The sequence below is a fragment of the Tahibacter soli genome, from assembly GCF_025717065.2.
GTDB classification, from domain to species: domain Bacteria; phylum Pseudomonadota; class Gammaproteobacteria; order Xanthomonadales; family Rhodanobacteraceae; genus Tahibacter; species Tahibacter soli.
On the sequence record NZ_JAOVZO020000018.1, the window covers coordinates 370,213 to 386,651 of the forward strand.

Consider the following 16,439-nt stretch of genomic DNA (forward strand, 5'->3'; position numbering starts at 1 on the left):
CCAATAGTTCCATTAATTAGTTCGCGCGTCTTTGCGGCGATCTTTTTGAGCGTCGGGAATGACGTTGTTGTAGAACTTAATTGACTCTTCGCCGTCACCATAGTCATCACACAACCACGCCATTACCGCACTTAGGCGATGCGCACCGTCGATTACGAAAGTCAAGCGCGCCGGCGATTGCCAGCATATCGCGGCCGGAATCAAGTCACCGTCTACGAAGCCAGCGATAAAATCCCTAACTGCCTCGGGCGTCCACGCCGCAGTTTCGCGCTGGAAATCGGGCTTTCGTAGCGTCGCGCAGAAGCTCTCGCCCTTCGTTAAGTCGGTCCGAGACGCGTCAGCCTTGCCGGCGCTGCCGGCCCAATCGACCCCCTCTACGGCGAGAAAATCCTCGCGGGGAATTAGGGCGTCGAGGTTAACCGTGTCAGCCATACCATGCGCTCCCTGGGCGACGTAGCTTTTTTGTACTCCTAGCATAGCCGACCGATTGTTGGCGGCGGTATTCCCACGCCAAGAACCAAGTCGCGCGCTACAAAGACGCTACGCTTTCCGCGAGCGCATGCGTAAATCTATGTTTGTAAAGACATAACTCTTGGTGGCGATCCAGTCCATCATTGGCCAACGAGTGCCAAGCGGTAGCCATGGCGCACCGGAAGCCCCGCAGCGCGAGGCTCCCGGCTAGTAGCTCTACAGTTTGGTCAGGACGACACGCCCCGGCGTGGCGACGATGCCGATCGCGTCGTTCGGGCCGAAACCGGCCTCCGACAGCCAATGCCCCCGCAACCGGATGTACGGGACCGCGCGGACGCCGGCGTAACGCTTTGCCTCGAGCGGCGGGTAGTACGCAGTGGAGACGTGCAGACGCTTTCGTATGGGGTTTGCTGCCGTAAGCTTGCGCTTGATCATGATCCACTCCTAACTAGTGGCTTGTGGTCAGCGAACGGCGTGGTTGGCGCCACGCCGTTCGCGCTCTGCCTTTTGGCGATTGATCGCTGTGGGCGACCTTTCAGAGCCCCGCGCGCAGGTCGGTCAAGGATTCGCGCAGCGAACTTGCGTCAGTCCTTGACCGACCGAGCACGGGGCTACACTGAGACGACCGCAGCGAGCAGTTGTATTGCGCTCAACGCCGCGCGCTCCTCGCTTCGGCATCGCAACGGCCCGACCGGCGAAAGCAACGCGTCAAACGGTTCCACCCATTACGGGAAACAGGCGGGTCGAAGTTTTCGCGGTCTCCTGCAGCGCAGCGCGGCCTTTCATGCGCGATGCCCGAAAATCACCCAGCGACGACTGATTTCGATCAACCGTCTGGATAATTTTTGCTCACGCGCGAGGGGTGGTTGGAGGCGCGCGGGTGGCGCCTGGGGACGCGCCGGTGACCATCAGCCGCGCGTGCGTAGAAATCACCGGCGGGCTGCGTGATTTCCGGAGAGCCATGCCCGTCGATCATGGGCGCATGACTGCCGGACATCCGCGCTCGACTGACAGGTGGCCGACGATGGGTGATTCCTGGTCGGCGATGGGTAGTAATCGGGCATCTTGCGATGCTGGTGCGCTGGTACGGCGGATGACGCTTCGTTGCGCAGGTGAAATCGTTGGGCATTCGCTGACGTAGGGGGCAAGCAAGGGTCAGGAGCTCAGATTTACCGGCGTCTTCGACGCATCGTACTTCCGAGCGAAAGAGCTGGATCCCGGCCTTCGCCGGGATGACGAGCAAAAGGCGCAAAGCAAAAGCTGGATGACTCGCGGTATCCACCGCTCGCCCTACGGGCCGTTCGCTACGCGAACGTTCGCTCCGGCGTCCCGCCTGCGTAGTCCAGCGCCTATTGGGATGATGAGCAAAAGGCACAAAGCAAAAGCTGGATGACTCGCGGCATCCGCCGCTCGCCCTTCGGGCCGTTCGCTACGCGAACGTTCGCTCCGGCGTCCTGCCTGCGCAGTCCAGCTTTCGCTGGGATGACGAGCCCCGGGGGTTGGGGCGGCAGACGAGCGACGAATCAGATCAAGGGGCGTTTAGTTGATGCTTTCACATTCCGCTGCAACGGACACGCCAGCCCCTACTGCTCAAACCCATCCGCAAACACCACATCCCCCACAGTGAACCGATGCTCGTACGTCCGCGATTGGAACGTCGCGCGGAACCGCCACACGCCCGCCGGCGCGCCGGCCGGCAGCGTGTAGGTCCAGTACCAGTACGATGAGTCGTAGTACGGGTCGCTCGTCGCCTGCGCCATGTCGAAGTTCCAGCTCTGGAACGTCGTGCCGTCGGGCCGCACGATCGCGAAGTTCGTCACCTGCCCCGCGCGCTGGTCGCGGTAGTACGCCGCGAAGATCACCTGCTGGCCCGGCTGCACCGCGTCGGCGAAGTTCGGCGTTTCGGCCACCGGGTTCGGGCAGTTCGGGCTCGGGAAGTTCGGTGCCGCCGAGTGCGTGGCCAGTTCGTTGATCGCCGAGTCGTAGTACGCCGGCTGCTGCGCCCATAGCGTCGCGCCCGCGCGGCACGCGCCCGCATACGGCTCGACGATCTGGTAGTTCGACACCGCCGTGTGATTTTCAAAGTGCAGGTGCGGGCCGGTCGAGAAGCCCGAGCTGCCGACCTTGCCGAGAAACTCGCCGGCCGTCACCGTCGCGCCGATCGCCTTCGACGTGAGCGATCCGGTTTTCATGTGGCCGTACCACGCGACGCTGCCGTCGCCGTGCCGCACGTACACCGCGTTCCAGTCGGCCGAGTAGTTGTTCGGGCAGCTGCGGTCGTTGAAGCCGTCCTGCTTGCCGATGATCGTGCCGGGCGCCGCGGCCACGATGTCGACCATCTGCTGGTCCATCATGCGCCACGAGAACGGCCACAGAAAGAAGTCGATGCCGGCGTGGTTGTAGCCGTCGGACAAGTCGTACGAGCGCCCGCCGCAGTTGAAATCGAGCACCTGGTTCGGAAAGCCGGTGTTGAGATCGACGAAATTCGAGATGCCGTGATAGCCGAAGCCGCGGTACGCCGGCACCGCGCGCAGCGGCCACTGCAGGTTCGCCTGCCGCGGCGCGAGCATCGCCGGCGCGAGCTTGCCCTCGCGCGTGAGTGCTTCGACGTTGCGCGCGAGTTCCGCGTCGATGCGCGCGCGATGCTCGGCCGTGAGGTCGTCGCCCGGCGCGTGCCGCCACGGACCGCCGCCGTCGGGCGGTGCGGCCGTCGCCGCTGTCGTCGTTGCCAGAATCAGCAGTGTCGTTGCGATGCGCATCGGTGGTCTCCCTCGGTCCTTGGGACGCACAGGATAGCGCTGTCGCGAGGCGTCGGCGCGACGTGTTCGTGCGGTCGCGCTCGCTCGTCGTCGATGGCGAGCGCGGACCTCGCCCGGCGCATCGCCTGTCGCATCGCAACCTGTCGGTTCTGCGCGTTGACAATTTCACAATGATCTGAAATCGAGCGGCCATGCGGTTCCGGAAGCTGCGGCCGAAAAGGCGCAGCACCCCCGACCATCGTCGATCGCGATATCGCGGCTCGGGGCGATAGCCGCGATGCTGCATTTGCGCTTTGTAGCCAAGACCGCGAAGTAGCAACCGGAACAAACGGCGAAAGCGGCGCCGTCGCACGCGCATGATGCGGCGACGACGGCGACCCGCGCGCGGGCGCGGCCCGTTCCGGACAGCGCGGTCCGTCGCGCCGAACCCTGTCGGCGCGGCCGTTCATCCACCCACGCAATGGAGACATCCATGAAACTGCATTACGCGCTCGCGCTCGTCGTTGCCGCCGCCCTCCCGCTCGCCGCGACGGCGGCCGACAAGAAAGGTCCGACGAGCAAGACCGACCGTTCCGAAACCGTCGTGCCGGCCGCCGCGGCCGGTTCGACGTCGCTCGCCTGCTATTTCCAGAAGGGCAGCGACGTGACGTGGTACTGGGGCCTCACGTCCGACTCGCAGTGGTACGCGCTGCCGGGCGACTGGCAGAAGACGCCGCACACGAAGCTGCAGAAGTTCTTCACGACGGCGAACCAGAGCGCGGTCACTACGGCGTGCGCAAATTCGTCGACGTACTACGGCCTTGTCGGCTACACGCTGCAGTCGGCGTTCGCGGCCGACAAGGGCGCGGGCTACAACTATCCGATCATCTTCGGCGGCAACACGGAGCTGTGGCCGCAGTATTGATGCGGCAGCGCCGCCTCGCCTTCGGGCGGGGCGGCGCTTATTCCCGCCAGCTACCTTCGCCCGCCAAGCCACCAACCCTCGTCGTCGCGCGACCGCGTTGCGGCGTAGGCGTAGACACGCGATGCAAGGCCGGCTTCGCGCGCCACGAACACCGCATAGTGCTCGTCGGAACCACCGCCGTAAACCTGCGTGTAGACCCAGCCGTGCCGTGCGGCAAACGTCGCCGTCCGCATCTCGGCGCCCGCACCGAGTCGTCCGAATTTCCAGATGGCATCGAGCGGCGTCGTGTCCGGAAAGCACGCGCGCGCAATTGCGTCGTCGTGCGACGTTCGGCGCCACAGGTTCGCAAGCACCCGAGCCGACGTCACGCGATAGATCGCACGCAGCGCCGTCTCTCCGCATACATTTTCCACGCCGCAACGCAGGATCTGCGCTTCCGCCGTGTGTGGTCTCCACCAGTCACCGCTGTATGCGTAGAACTCGCAGTAGACGAGCACCGCGCCGTCGTGCTTTCCGGCGAACTCCCAGCAGACGCTTCCCTCCGCACCGTAGTCGCCGAAGCATGCCATTCGAAAATCGCCGTCGATGGACCCGATGTCGCGATAATCGCAATGCACGTGGTCGGCATGGCTTTCGCGCAGACGCCCAAGCCATTCGCTGTGCATGCCCGCCCGTGCGACAACCATCGTACCGATGAACGCATCGAACACGTGGCACGAGCGCCGCGACAAGACCTCGTGTATCCACGCGTCGGTTGCGCGCTCGATTTCCAGCTGCTGCGTCGTTCTTTGCGCATGCGAGAGCCGGGACGAAAGCTCGAAGGCAGGCTGGGGAGGAAGCGCTTCCGCAAGCGTATCTGCAGGGATCAGAAGCCGGACTTCAGCGGAAAGATCTTGTGCTTTGAGACCGGCAATCCCGCTGCAAAAAACCAGCGTGTCGAACTTCATGACGCAGCACAGATTTCGGCGACATCATTGAAGCCGGGCACATCCTCGGCGAATTCGCGGGCCCACGTAGCTAGTGGCTCGTGCAAATCCGAGGCATCCAGAAACACCTGGAACAGTACACGTTCGACGACTTCGACGCGGCGCTGCCGCAACGCCGCGATCGCAGTGGCGCGAGCCGCGCGATCGTCGACACCATCAATGCCCGCGATGCGCAGCACCCAATGCAGCCGCCGTCGCGTGTGTATGTCGCCGATCCGAGCCAGCGCGTCAAATCCGCGCGCCCACCAGGATGGCGAGCGGTCGACGGCGAGTTCGAAGAACGACGGCGCGTTGAACTGCAGTCGATGCTCGATATGCGCCTTCAAGTCGAGCACGGCCGCGATCGTCGCTTCGGCGTGCGTCAGGTCGCTCACCGCCACGCGACCGATCCGGGCAGCTGGACGCTCGGTGAGAAGTACCAATTGAAAATAGGCGGCTTCCGATTTCTTCATTCGACTATCCGTTTCGACACTCGCTCCCGAGAATCTGCCAGCAGGCGACCGACTTCGTACGCTCCAGATCAAACGCCTTCATTGCCAGATATCACGCAGGCTTTTTACCTGTCGCGCGAGTTCGCGGTAGTTCGCCCAGATTTCACCGCGCTCGACGCGCAGCTCCTCGCGAAGCTGATCGACAACGCCGGCGAGCAGCGACACGGGCGCATCGTCGAGCAGCGCGTGCAGGTGCGGCTCGTAGGCGGTCGGTAGCATTCCCGTCGCGAGTATCTTCGTCAGTCGCGCCGCCGTGATCGGCTTACGGTAGCTGACGCTGGCCGTAGCGGCCGCACGCGCAAGCGGCGCGAGCCTGCGACGGGGCGGCGACGTAACGCGACCATCGACAACCTGCAACCCAAGCCCCAGCGCGGAAGCAAGGCGCTCGGCCTTGTTGAGGCCCAGATCAGCGACGGCACCCGTTTCGACTTCGTTGATCGTCTGCCGCGACAAGCCAGCGAGCGAGGCGACCTGCGCCTGCGTCAGTCCCATTTCCGTACGCCGCGTCTTCAGCGCGCGCCCAAGTTCGTGGATGGTGCTCATGTGTCGATCGTACGCGCATCGCCGTTCGTGTCCAATATATCCGACATCGAATTCAGCCGGCCTTCTCGGCAACCGGCCGCCGCCCCGAGGCGGCGGCCGATCACGCCACACCTCAATCCCTCTCGAAAATCACATCCACCCAATAGTTGTTCGCATTGAACGTCTGATCCGGAAACACTGTGGTCGCGCCGTAGCGATACACCCCGTTGCCGCCGCTCGCTGCGCTCGACGGCGCGTGCAGCGGCGCGTTGTCGTATGCGCTCGCGAAGTAGTTCGCGTCGGCCGCGTAGTAGCCGTTCGGTGCGTGGTACGACGCGACGTACATCGTGTTCGCCGCGATCGTCACCGGCGTCGCGAACAGCACCGACTGCCATCCGCTCGCCGTTTCGTTCGCGAACGTCGCGGTCGCGAGCGCCGTGCCGTTCGCCGCCCACAGCGTGCCCGTGTGCGTGCCGGTGTTCTGCACGCCCTTGAAGAACCGCAGGCCGAGCACGCGGCCCGCGATGTCGCTCGTGAACTTCACGCCGAGTTCGACCGCGCTCGTGTCGTTCGCCGACGCGGTCGCCGGCGTCGTCGTGTCGCTCCACAGCGTGTCGGGCGGCACGTCGACGAATACCGGTTCGACCCAGTAGTTCGTCGCGTTGAATGTCGACGTCGGGAACGCGCTCGCGCCGTAGACGAACACGCCGTTCGCGCCCGATGCCGCATGCAGCGGCGGGTTGTCGACGCCGGCCGTCGCGAAGTACGCGCCATCGGCGGCATAGTGGCCGTCCGGGGCGTGGTACGACGCGACGTAGGTGGTGTTCGCTTCAACGTTTACCGGCGTCGCGAAGTTCACTTGTTGCCAACCGGTCGGCGTTTCGTCGGCGAACGTCGCGCTCGCGAGCAGCGTGCCGCTCGCGTTCCACAGGTTGCCGACGTGCGTGCCGGTGTTGCCCGACCCCTTGTAGAACCGCACGCCGATCACGCGGCCGCGCCGCTCGCTCGTGAACTTCACGCCGAGTTCCACCGCCTGCGTGTCGGCGAACGCAGGCGTCGCCGGCACCGTCGATGGCGTCCACAACGTGAAGCCGCCGGCCGCCGGTGGCGGAATCGGCGCGTCGTAGACCGCCGCGTAGTTGCCGTCCTGCGCGGCGAAGAACGCGTACGACACGCCCTTGATCGTCTGCGTCGCGAACGGCACGGCGACGCCGCCGCGCGTGATCGCCGACAGCGCGTGCGTCGCCGAGTTCGACGGCAGCATCGCCTGCAGGTTGTGCGCGCCGGCGTCGGCGTCGATCGCGAAGTTCAGCGTCGTGCCGTTCCACGCGAACGCCGAGAACGTCGACGCGTTGCGGCCGTCGACCCACGTCAGCGCCTGCTGCGCGCTGATCACCGGTACGCCGTGCGCGGCGGCGGCGCTGAGCACGCCATCGGAGAACGCGGTGTCGCGATAGTCGTCGTGCGTGCCGAACAGGCCGTAGTAGCCTTCGCTGCCGAGCGCGCGCGCGAGCAGCGTCGACGTCGCGGCCGGATACGCCAGGTCGTTTTCGTTGACGAGCTGCGAGACGCCCTGATAGACGTCGATGACGCTGCCGTCGAGATCGGCGAAGCGCATCGGCAGGCCCGAGCCGGTGAACACGCCCGGCCGGCCGAGCACCCAGCTGCCGGGCCAGTAGTAGTAGTCCATGCTGTAACGGATACCGTGCGCGAGCTGCGCCTTCGCCTGGCTCGCCCAGTCGCTCCACACGATGCAGTGGTAGCGCGACGTGCGTTGCGCCGGCAGGCCGGGCCACGTCGTCGCGAACTGCGCGAGCTGCGTCGTGTAGGTGTCGGAGAGCTGCGCGAGCGACGCGAAGTCGGTGCAGCCGTTCTGCGTGTGCACGCCGAGTTCGAAGCCTTGTGCGTCGTACGCGAGCGCCTGCGTCGGCGTCAGCGCCGCGCCGGTGTACATCCACGACGTCGCGCGCGGGCACGTCCAGTCGGCGACCGAGCAGCCCGGCGCGCTCGCGGCGAGAAACTTGTCGAACGTCGCGACAGTGCCCTGCGCGGTGTTGTGGTCGTCGAGCGTGTGCACGATCGCGGCCTTGATGCCGTTCGGCAGATACCAGAAGCGCGGCAGCGGCTTGCGCGCGAGGTTCATGCGCGTGACGAGATTCGCGAGCAGGCGCTGCTGCTCGTCGGCCTGCGGTATCGCCACCTTGTCGAGGTTGACGTAGTTCGGGAAGAACAGGTCGTCCGGGCGGATCGGCGACGAGCCGTCGGTCTCCGTGCCGGCCGCCGCGGGATTGCCCTGGCGCGTATAGACCACCGACTTTGCGAGATCGTATACGAATGCCGCCGCACGGCCGCCGTTCGCGCCGACGCTGCGCCACGTCACCGCGGGATTCGCCGTCGCCGTCGCGGCATTGCTGTACAGCGTCGCGATCGCGGTCGCGCCGTTCAGCGCGTAGCGGTCGGCCGTCGCGTGGAACTGCATCGTCGCGCCGACGATGCCGGCGCCGGGGCTCGCGCTCGTGTCGACGCCGATGTACGCGTCTGCGAGCGTCGCCGAGGCGTCGGTGAGACCGAGCAGCGGCGCGAGTTTCTTGTCCGGCCGCATCGCGACGAGATTGCCGCCGGCCGCGACGTAGTTTTCGAACAACGTCACTTGCGCGGTCGACAACGGCATTTCGCCGAGGATCACGACGTCGTAGCCGGCGAGCACGGTCGCGTCGATCGCGGCGATATCGGCCTGCGCGTAGGCGTTCAGCCCTTCCGCTTCGAGGATTTCGGCGTAGTAGCGCGTGAACGGGTTGGCCGCGGCGGTGACGATGAGAATCGGCGCGGCGGCCGGCGGCGGATCGACGGGCGGGCCCGACGGCTCGAACACCACGTCGACCCAGTAGTTCGACGCACGGAAGCTGTCGGTCGGAAACGCGCTCGTCGCGCCGTAGACGTAGACGCCGTTCGCGGGGCCCGCCGGCGCCGACAGCGGCGCGTTCGTCACGCCGCTCGTCGCGAAGTAGTCGTTGTCGGCCGAGTAGTTGCCGTTCGGCGCGTGGTACGACACGACGTAGGTCGTGTTCGCGGCAATCGCGACCGGCGTCGCGAGCGCCTGCTGCTGCCAGCCGCTCGCGGTTTCGTTCGCGAACGTCGCGCTCGCGAGCAGCGTGCCGCCCGCGCTCCACAGATTGCCGACGTGCGTGCCGGTGTTGTTCGGACCTTTGTAGTAGCGGATCGCCGTAATCGATCCGGCGACGTTGGCTGCAAACTTCACGCCGAGTTCGACGGCGTTCGTGTCGTTCGCGGTGATCGTCGCGGGCGTCGCCGTCGGCGGCCACAGCGACGCGGCGGATGTCGGCAGGGACAACGCGGCGACGAGCAGCGCCGCGCCTGCGCGCAGGGAAATATCGAATGTCATGGGAGCCTCGCTCGCGGCGCCAGGGTGCGCCGCAGGCGGCATTTTGTACTTGTGGGTTACTGCCGTTTCGTGTCGGGCGCAGCAGTTTTCCGCGCGTTCACTTTGTATCGCCGCGTCGTCGCGACGAGCCGTGCGCAGGGCGCGATCAGCCGCGCGAGACGCGATCGAAGTCGAGCCCGAAGCGCGCGAGATATTTGCGCAGGCGGTCGGCGTCGTTCGTGCTCGTGCGCTTGGCGCGCGACGCGGCGAACAGTTCGCGGCCCGCTTCCGACAGCGACCGCGAACGCCGGCAAACGGCGACGACGTCGCGCAGTTGCACGGCGTCGAAGCGGTCCACGTCGGCGGCCGCTTCGCCGAGCAGTGCGACGAGCGCGTCGGCGCCCTCGCCGCTCGGCCGCCACAGCCGGCGCAGGCGCGCGATTTCGTCGTCGACGGCTTCGCGCTGGATGCGACCGGCCGTCGCGAACGTGGCCATGCGCATCACGCTCGCGCCGAGATCGCGGAAGTTGCCGTGCCAGCTCGCCTCGGGCGACGTCGCGAAGCGCAGGTACGCGTCGCGCGCTTCGCGGTTGAACATCACGCGCTGGTTCTGCGCGCGCGCGTGGCGGTCGAGTTCGTAGTCGAGGTTCGGTTCGAGGTCTTCGCGCCGCTGCGCCAGGCCCGGCAGTTGAAACGTCCACAAGTTCAGGCGCGCATAGAGATCGTCGCGAAAGCGCCCTTCGGCGACGCGCTGGCCGAGGTCGCGGTTCGTGCCGGCGATCAGCTGGAAGTCGCTTTCGGTTTCGCGGTCGCCGCCGACCGGCAGAAAACGCTTGTCTTCGAGCGCGCGCAGCAGCATCGCCTGCTCGTCGGGGCCGAGTTCGCCGATCTCGTCGAGAAACAGCAGGCCGCGATGCGCCGAGCGCAGCAGGCCCGCGCGGTCGCTGCCGGCGCCGGTGTACGCGCCTTTGACGTGGCCGAACAGCGCGCTCATCGCGCCGTCGCCGCGCAACGTGGCGCAGTTCACTTCGACGAAGCCGCCGGGCAGCTGGTGCTTGAGCTTTTTCAGTTCGAACACGCGCCGCGCGAGCTGGCTCTTGCCGGCGCCGGTCGGCCCCATCAGAAGAATCGGCGCGTTCGAACGGATCGCGACGACTTCGATTTCTTCGATCAGGCGATTGAACGCGGGGTTGCGCGTGGCGATGCCGCTTTTCAGGAACGCGCGGTCTTCCTGCTGCTCGCGCGCGAAGCGCTGGGCGATGCGGTCGTACTTCGACAGATCGAGATCGATCAGGTTGAAGCTGCCGGGATCGCCCGCGGTCTGCTTGCGCGGCGGCGACGCCTGCAGCAGCCGCCCCGGAAAGCGACGGCTTTCGGCGACGAGAAACAGGCAGATCTGCACGACGTGCGTGCCGGTGGTGATGTGGAGAAAGTATTCCTCGTGGTCGACGTCGAACGGATAGTTCTCGCAGAAGTCGTGCACGCACGCGTACACCGATTCGAAATCCCACGGATCGTCGAGGCGGGTGTCGTGCACGCGCACCTGCGTTTCCGGCGCTACCTGCGCGAGATCGTCGACCACGCGCTTGAGCAGCTTCGCGTAGCGCCGCTCGTCGAGCAGCAGCTCGATGCGATGCGCGATGAAGTCCTCGTGCATGCCGAGCGACACGGTCGGCCGCCACTTCTCCCAGCGGCCGGGACCGTCGCCGCTGTCGAGCTGCGTGCCGAGAAAGCCGATGATCACGTTGCGCTTGGTCATATCCCATAGGATAAGTTGACGATTGCTTGGAATCCAATCTAGCGAAACCTTCCCGCCGACGACTTTCGCGATTTCGTCATCTATTTATTGATTTTCAATAAGTTAAGCAGACTCGTTCGTCGTTGGCACGCCGTTTGCGATATCCCTGGCGTCAACGAAGGAGAACGACATGGCCAACACCCAACTGTTCGCGACCCGCCGGCCGCAGCCGGCACCGATCGCGAATGCGATCAACGAAGCCGGCGGCCGTGCGTACCTGCGCGAACCGGAAGCGGCGCTGGCCCTGTACGCGTCGACCGGTTGCCTGAACGGCGTGTTCTATGCCGATGCGCAGACGCAGCTGGCGCAGGTGCTGGATCTGTGCAAGCAGGTGTCGGCGGAGTTCGTCGCGAAGACGGCGATCCATGCGCGCAAGCAGGGCCATATGAAGGACATGCCGGCGCTGCTCGCCGCGCATCTGGCACATCGCGACGGCGAACTGCTGGCGCGCGTGTTCGATCGCGTGATCGACAACGGCCGCATGCTGCGCAACTTCGTGCAGATCCTGCGCAGCGGCGTGGTCGGCCGCAAGTCGCTCGGTACGCGCTGCAAGCGTCTCGTGCAGCAGTGGCTGGCGCGTGCGTCGACCGAAACGATCATGGCGGCGGCGATCGGCAACCAGCCGTCGCTCGCCGACATCGTGAAGATGGTGCATCCGAAGCCGCAGGACGCGGAGCGTGAGGCGCTGTATGCATGGTTGATCGACAAGCCGCATGCGAAGAAGGCGTTGCCGCCGCTGGTGCGCGCGTTCGAGGCGTACAAGCGCAAGCCGGAAGGCTCGCCGCCGGATCTGCCGTTTCTGTACCTGACGGCGCTGGGCCTGAACACGACGCAGTGGAAGAAGATCGCGCTGCGCGCATCGTGGCAGGCCACGCGGATGAACTTGAACACGTTCATGCGTCACGGCGTGTTCGACGACAAGACGACGACGATGAAGATCGCGAAGAAGCTGACGGACAAGAACGAGATTCGCCGCGCCCGCGTGTTTCCGTATCAGTTGTTCGCGGCGTGGAAGGCCGCGCACGGCTTGCCGGTCGCGATCATGTCGGCGCTCGAGGAGGCGATGGAGCACGCCACCGCGAACGTGCCGGCACTGCCGGGCAACGTCGTGGTCGCGGTCGACGTGTCGGGGTCGATGGCCTCGCCGGTGACCGGACATCGCCAGGGTTCGACGACGTCGCTGCGTTGCGTCGACGTTGCCGCGCTGATCGCCGCGAGCGTGAAGCGCAAGAATCCGTCGGCGCGCATCCTGCCGTTCGATACGCAGGTGCGCACGGCGACGATGTCCGAGCACGCCGGCGTGATGACGCAGGCACAGCGGCTCGCCGCGCTGTGCGGCGGCGGAACGACGGTCAGCGCGCCGCTCGCGCAGTTGAACGCGGAGCGGGCGCGCGTCGATACGCTGATCGTCGTCTCGGACAACGAGAGCTGGGCGGAGACGAACGTCGGCATGGGAACGCGGACGATGCACGAGTGGAAAACGCTGCGTCAGCGGTGCCCGGACGCGAAGCTGGTCGCGATCGACCTGCAGCCGTACGCGACGAGCCAGACGGCGGCGTCGGACGACGTGCTGCACGTCGGCGGCTTCAGCGACACGGTGTTCGAGTTGCTCGCGGCTGCGGCAACGGGCCAGGGACCGGCCTGGTGGGTGGAGCGTATCCGTTCGATATCGCTCTGACGGACGTTTCGGCCTGTGCTCCATGGGGAGCTGACCTGGCCTTGCCGGACGTTCGCAACAGGTGCCGCGGCGGGAGGGCCCGCCGCGGCTCGAGGATTTCGGTTTGACGATTCGTTGCCCCGCGGCGAATGCGGGCGGAACTACATGATCGCTGATACGCAGGTTCGATTCCTGCCGGTTCGATGTTCGGACCGTCGTCCAATGGCAGGACGTAGCGAATGTTTCGCCGATTCTTGTCGCCGCACTTTACGAAGCAACGGATCTTTGGAGTTTTGGTTCGCAGCGAATGCAGATGGAACTACAGGCTAAAGACCTCCAGGTCGCGGGTTCGAGTCCCGCCGGCTCCGCCAATCTCAGGCTGCCGCAGGCAGCATGAGAACGCGATCCACGGATGGATCGCGCGAGAATCGATCGCACCGCGATCGATTCTCGGAGAACGTGCGCGAGCCATGCTTGCGCCGTTCGATCGAAGAACGGGCACGAGCCCGTTCTTCGACCACCGAACAAAGGGGCCGTAGCTCAGTCGGATAGAGCGGGAACGTTTCATCGATACTTGTCGCTGCACTTTTTCGTTAGACGGTTTTACGCGGCGAATGCCGGCGGAACTACATGGTCAACTCCACGGGTTCAAATCCCGGGCGTTGCGCAAGCTTCGCGGAGACGTTTCGCTACTTTTGTCGCCGCACTTTTTGAGGAATGAGAAATGACTACCGCCAACTACAACGTGATCCACGAAGGCGGCGTGCCGATCAAGGCGTGGACGCGCGGCGTGCCGCTCGAGGATGCCGCGCGCAAGCAGCTCGTCAACATGTCGCGCCTGCCGTTCGTGCACCGCTGGATCGCCGTGATGCCGGACGTGCATCTCGGCAAGGGCGCGACCGTGGGTTCGGTCGTGCCGACGGTCGGCGCGATCGTGCCGGCGGCGGTCGGCGTCGATATCGGCTGCGGCATGATGGCGTACCAGACGACGCTGCGCGCCGACCAGCTGCCCGACCAGCTCGGCGCGATCCGCAGCGATATCGAACGCGCCGTGCCGCACGGCTTCGTGACGGTGAAGGGCCGCAGCGACCACGGCGCATGGGTGACGCCGCCGAATTCGGCCGTGACGCGCTGGCGCGCGCTGCACGAGCGCTACGACGCGATCCTCGCGCGGCATGCGAAGGCCGCGCATCGCTCGCCGCTGTCGCAGCTGGGTTCGCTCGGCGGCGGCAACCACTTCATCGAGCTGTGTCTGGACGAAGCGGACCACGTGTGGGTGATGCTGCACTCGGGTTCGCGCGGCGCGGGAAACCTGATCGGCCAGTACTTCATCGAGCGGGCGCGCGAAGAGATGCGGCGTCATTTCATCAACCTGCCCGATCGCGATCTTGCGTACCTGTCGGAAGGCTCGACGCTGTTCGACGACTATGTGGCCGCGGTCGAGTGGGCGCAGGAATATGCCGCGCAGAACCGTCAGCAGATGATGGAGACGGTGATGCGCGTGCTGCGCGAGCACCTGCCGTCGTTCGCGCTGACGCGCATGGCGATCAACTGCCACCACAACTACATCAGCCGCGAGCGGCATTACGGTCAGGACGTGTACGTGACGCGCAAGGGCGCGGTGCGCGCGCGCGAAGGCGAGTTCGGCATCATTCCGGGCAGCATGGGCGCCAAGAGCTTCATCGTGCGCGGCCTCGGCAACGCCGAGAGCTTCCATAGCTGCAGCCACGGCGCGGGCCGCGTGATGAGCCGCACCGAGGCGAAGAAGCGCATCAGCGTCGCCGACCACGTGCGCGCGACGGCGCACGTGGAATGCCGCAAGGACAGCGACGTGGTCGACGAGTCGCCGGCCGCGTACAAGCCGATAGACGCGGTGATGGCGGCGCAGAACGATCTCGTGGAGATCGTGCATACGCTGCGCCAGGTGGTATGCGTCAAGGGTTGATACGAGAAGGAAAGGGAATGCGCCGCCCGGCGACACCGGGCGGCGCCGTCGTTGCGAAGACAAGAAGAACAACAATGCACACTTCCACCATGATCGAACTCGACGGCTCGGCCGGCGGCGGACAGCTTTTGCGCACCGCGCTGACGCTGTCGCTGTGCACGCTGACGCCGTTTCGCATGCGCGGCATCCGCGCGGGACGCGCGCGTCCCGGCCTCATGCGCCAGCACCTGACCGCCGTCGAAGCCGCGACGCGCGTCGGCAACGCGCACGTCGAAGGCGCGACGCCGGGTTCGCAGGACCTCGTGTTCGTACCGGGCGCGATCCAGGGCGGCGACTTCCGTTTCGCGATCGGCACGGCCGGTTCGACGACGCTGGTCGCGCAGACCGTGCTGCCGGCGCTGCTGCGCGCCGAACGCGTCTCGACCGTGCGGCTCGAAGGCGGCACGCACAATCCGATGGCGCCGCCGGCCGACTTTCTCGCGCAGGCGTTTCTGCCGCTGATGGCGCGCATGGGCGCGAACGCGCAGATCGACGTGAAGCGCCACGGTTTTTTTCCGGCCGGCGGCGGGCGCATCGACGTGCGCGTGGAACCGTGCGCCGCGCTGGCGCCGGTGCATCTCGTCGAACGCGGCGACGTGCGCGGCGTGCGCGCGACGGCGCTCGTCTCGGGCCTGCCGGCCGACATCGGCCGGCGCGAACTCGATGTCGCCGCGCGGCGCCTCGGCATCAGGCGCGACGGGCAGACGCTGACCGACGTCACACCGGCGCTCGGCCCGGGCAACGTGTTGCTCGTCGCGGTCGAAACGGAGCACGTGACCGAGGTGTTCGTCGGTTTCGGCGAGCGCGGCCTCGCGGCCGAGACGGTCGCCGAACGCGTGTGCCGCGAGGCGTCGCGCTACATCGACTCGGGCGTCGCCGTCGGCGAGCACCTGGCCGATCAGTTGCTGCTGCCGCTGGCGCTGGCCGGATCGGGATCGTTCACGACGCTCGCGCCCACCGATCATGCGCGCACGAACGCCGCGTTGATCGAGAAGTTTCTGCCGGTCGAGATCGCATTCGAACCGCAGCACGGCAAGACGTGGCTCGCCCGCGTCGACGGATAGACGGTGATGACATGCGCGATTCGGAAGAACTCAGGCAACGGATTCGCGCGAACGCGCAGGAGATCTCGCGGCTGCATGCGCGCGTCGGCGAGACGTTCGCACAGCGCGACACGCACGGCCGCCAGCCGTGGGAAGACGCCTGCCGCGAGTTCCACGCGCGTTACGACAGCCTCGCGCTGCCGGGCGGATACGACGACGCGCTGCTCAAGCGTCTCGCGTCCGGCGAGCGCAACGCCGTCGAGATCGTGCTGTGCTTTCTCGAAGTGCGCCCGTACTTTTTTCGTTCCGGCTATCTGTGGAAAGACCTGCTGCGCAAGGCGAAGCGCGCGCCCATGAACGCGCAGCACGCCGCGCGTCTCGCCGCGATCGTGCAGGGCTATGCGGAATATCGCGCGCGGCGGCTGGCCGCGCGCGCCTGACG

Annotated in this window: 13 protein-coding genes; 5 read left to right on the forward strand and 8 right to left on the reverse strand. The window is 66.2% G+C overall.

Annotated features, from left to right (window positions below):
* Positions 1–12: 12 nt before the first annotated feature.
* From OD750_RS15140 to OD750_RS15150, 3 genes are all read right to left on the reverse strand, one after another.
* A complete protein-coding gene (locus OD750_RS15140) occupies positions 13–432 on the reverse strand; it encodes a DUF262 domain-containing protein (RefSeq protein ID WP_272841997.1) in 420 nt (139 codons plus the stop codon).
* Between the two features lie 255 nt (positions 433–687).
* Entirely contained in the window at positions 688–906 is a 219-nt protein-coding gene (locus OD750_RS15145; RefSeq protein ID WP_263541523.1) for a type I toxin-antitoxin system SymE family toxin, read from the reverse strand.
* 1,148 nt (positions 907–2,054) lie between these two features.
* The gene (locus OD750_RS15150) at positions 2,055–3,230 is read right to left on the reverse strand and encodes a peptidoglycan DD-metalloendopeptidase family protein (RefSeq protein ID WP_263541524.1); all 1,176 of its coding nucleotides are present in this window, start codon (positions 3,228–3,230) and stop codon (positions 2,055–2,057) included.
* 472 nt (positions 3,231–3,702) lie between these two features.
* Between OD750_RS15150 and OD750_RS15155 the strand changes: the two genes are divergently transcribed.
* Positions 3,703–4,134 (forward strand): hypothetical protein, encoded by a 432-nt coding sequence (locus tag OD750_RS15155; protein WP_263541525.1) that lies wholly within the window; start codon positions 3,703–3,705, stop codon positions 4,132–4,134.
* A 50-nt stretch (positions 4,135–4,184) separates the two neighbouring features.
* Here the strand turns inward: OD750_RS15155 and OD750_RS15160 are convergent, their stop codons facing one another.
* The 5 genes from OD750_RS15160 to rtcR form a co-directional block, all read right to left on the reverse strand.
* A complete protein-coding gene (locus tag OD750_RS15160) occupies positions 4,185–5,081 on the reverse strand; it encodes a hypothetical protein (protein ID WP_263541526.1) in 897 nt (298 codons plus the stop codon).
* Positions 5,078–5,572, reverse strand: coding sequence for a hypothetical protein (locus tag OD750_RS15165; RefSeq protein WP_263541527.1), 495 nt, complete (start codon positions 5,570–5,572; stop codon positions 5,078–5,080). The genes OD750_RS15160 and OD750_RS15165 overlap by 4 nt, the downstream gene beginning before the upstream one ends.
* A 78-nt stretch (positions 5,573–5,650) precedes the next feature.
* Positions 5,651–6,154, reverse strand: coding sequence for a helix-turn-helix transcriptional regulator (locus OD750_RS15170; RefSeq protein WP_263541528.1), 504 nt, complete (start codon positions 6,152–6,154; stop codon positions 5,651–5,653).
* Positions 6,155–6,266: 112 nt separating this feature from the next.
* Entirely contained in the window at positions 6,267–9,536 is a 3,270-nt protein-coding gene (locus OD750_RS15175) for a DUF4082 domain-containing protein (protein ID WP_263541529.1), read from the reverse strand.
* Between the two features lie 145 nt (positions 9,537–9,681).
* Positions 9,682–11,274 (reverse strand): RNA repair transcriptional activator RtcR, encoded by a 1,593-nt coding sequence (rtcR, locus tag OD750_RS15180; protein WP_263541530.1) that lies wholly within the window; start codon positions 11,272–11,274, stop codon positions 9,682–9,684.
* A gap of 169 nt (positions 11,275–11,443) precedes the next feature.
* Between rtcR and OD750_RS15185 the strand changes: the two genes are divergently transcribed.
* From OD750_RS15185 to OD750_RS15200, 4 genes are all read left to right on the forward strand, one after another.
* A complete protein-coding gene (locus tag OD750_RS15185) occupies positions 11,444–12,991 on the forward strand; it encodes a vWA domain-containing protein (protein WP_263541531.1) in 1,548 nt (515 codons plus the stop codon).
* Between the two features lie 703 nt (positions 12,992–13,694).
* Positions 13,695–14,915: an RtcB family protein gene (locus tag OD750_RS15190; RefSeq protein WP_263541532.1), complete on the forward strand. Its 1,221-nt coding sequence runs from the start codon at positions 13,695–13,697 to the stop codon at positions 14,913–14,915.
* A gap of 74 nt (positions 14,916–14,989) precedes the next feature.
* On the forward strand, positions 14,990–16,018 hold the full coding sequence (gene rtcA, locus OD750_RS15195; RefSeq protein WP_263541533.1) for an RNA 3'-terminal phosphate cyclase: 1,029 nt from the start codon (positions 14,990–14,992) through the stop codon (positions 16,016–16,018).
* Between the two features lie 11 nt (positions 16,019–16,029).
* On the forward strand, positions 16,030–16,437 hold the full coding sequence (locus OD750_RS15200) for a hypothetical protein (protein ID WP_263541534.1): 408 nt from the start codon (positions 16,030–16,032) through the stop codon (positions 16,435–16,437).
* Positions 16,438–16,439 lie beyond the last annotated feature (2 nt).

Excerpts from the sequence above, each read along its gene's own strand:
- OD750_RS15200 (WP_263541534.1), top strand. The coding sequence starts at position 16,030 with ATGCGCGATTCGGAAGAACTCAGGCAACGGATTCGCGCGAACGCGCAG.
- OD750_RS15190 (WP_263541532.1), top strand. The coding sequence starts at position 13,695 with ATGACTACCGCCAACTACAACGTGATCCACGAAGGCGGCGTGCCGATC.
- OD750_RS15165 (WP_263541527.1), bottom strand. The coding sequence starts at position 5,572 with ATGAAGAAATCGGAAGCCGCCTATTTTCAATTGGTACTTCTCACCGAG.
- OD750_RS15160 (WP_263541526.1), bottom strand. The coding sequence starts at position 5,081 with ATGAAGTTCGACACGCTGGTTTTTTGCAGCGGGATTGCCGGTCTCAAA.
- rtcA (WP_263541533.1), top strand. The coding sequence starts at position 14,990 with ATGCACACTTCCACCATGATCGAACTCGACGGCTCGGCCGGCGGCGGA.
- rtcR (WP_263541530.1), bottom strand. The coding sequence starts at position 11,274 with ATGACCAAGCGCAACGTGATCATCGGCTTTCTCGGCACGCAGCTCGAC.
- OD750_RS15185 (WP_263541531.1), top strand. The coding sequence starts at position 11,444 with ATGGCCAACACCCAACTGTTCGCGACCCGCCGGCCGCAGCCGGCACCG.
- OD750_RS15155 (WP_263541525.1), top strand. The coding sequence starts at position 3,703 with ATGAAACTGCATTACGCGCTCGCGCTCGTCGTTGCCGCCGCCCTCCCG.
- OD750_RS15175 (WP_263541529.1), bottom strand. The coding sequence starts at position 9,536 with ATGACATTCGATATTTCCCTGCGCGCAGGCGCGGCGCTGCTCGTCGCC.
- OD750_RS15140 (WP_272841997.1), bottom strand. The coding sequence starts at position 432 with ATGGCTGACACGGTTAACCTCGACGCCCTAATTCCCCGCGAGGATTTT.
- OD750_RS15150 (WP_263541524.1), bottom strand. The coding sequence starts at position 3,230 with ATGCGCATCGCAACGACACTGCTGATTCTGGCAACGACGACAGCGGCG.
- OD750_RS15170 (WP_263541528.1), bottom strand. The coding sequence starts at position 6,154 with ATGAGCACCATCCACGAACTTGGGCGCGCGCTGAAGACGCGGCGTACG.
- OD750_RS15145 (WP_263541523.1), bottom strand. The coding sequence starts at position 906 with ATGATCAAGCGCAAGCTTACGGCAGCAAACCCCATACGAAAGCGTCTG.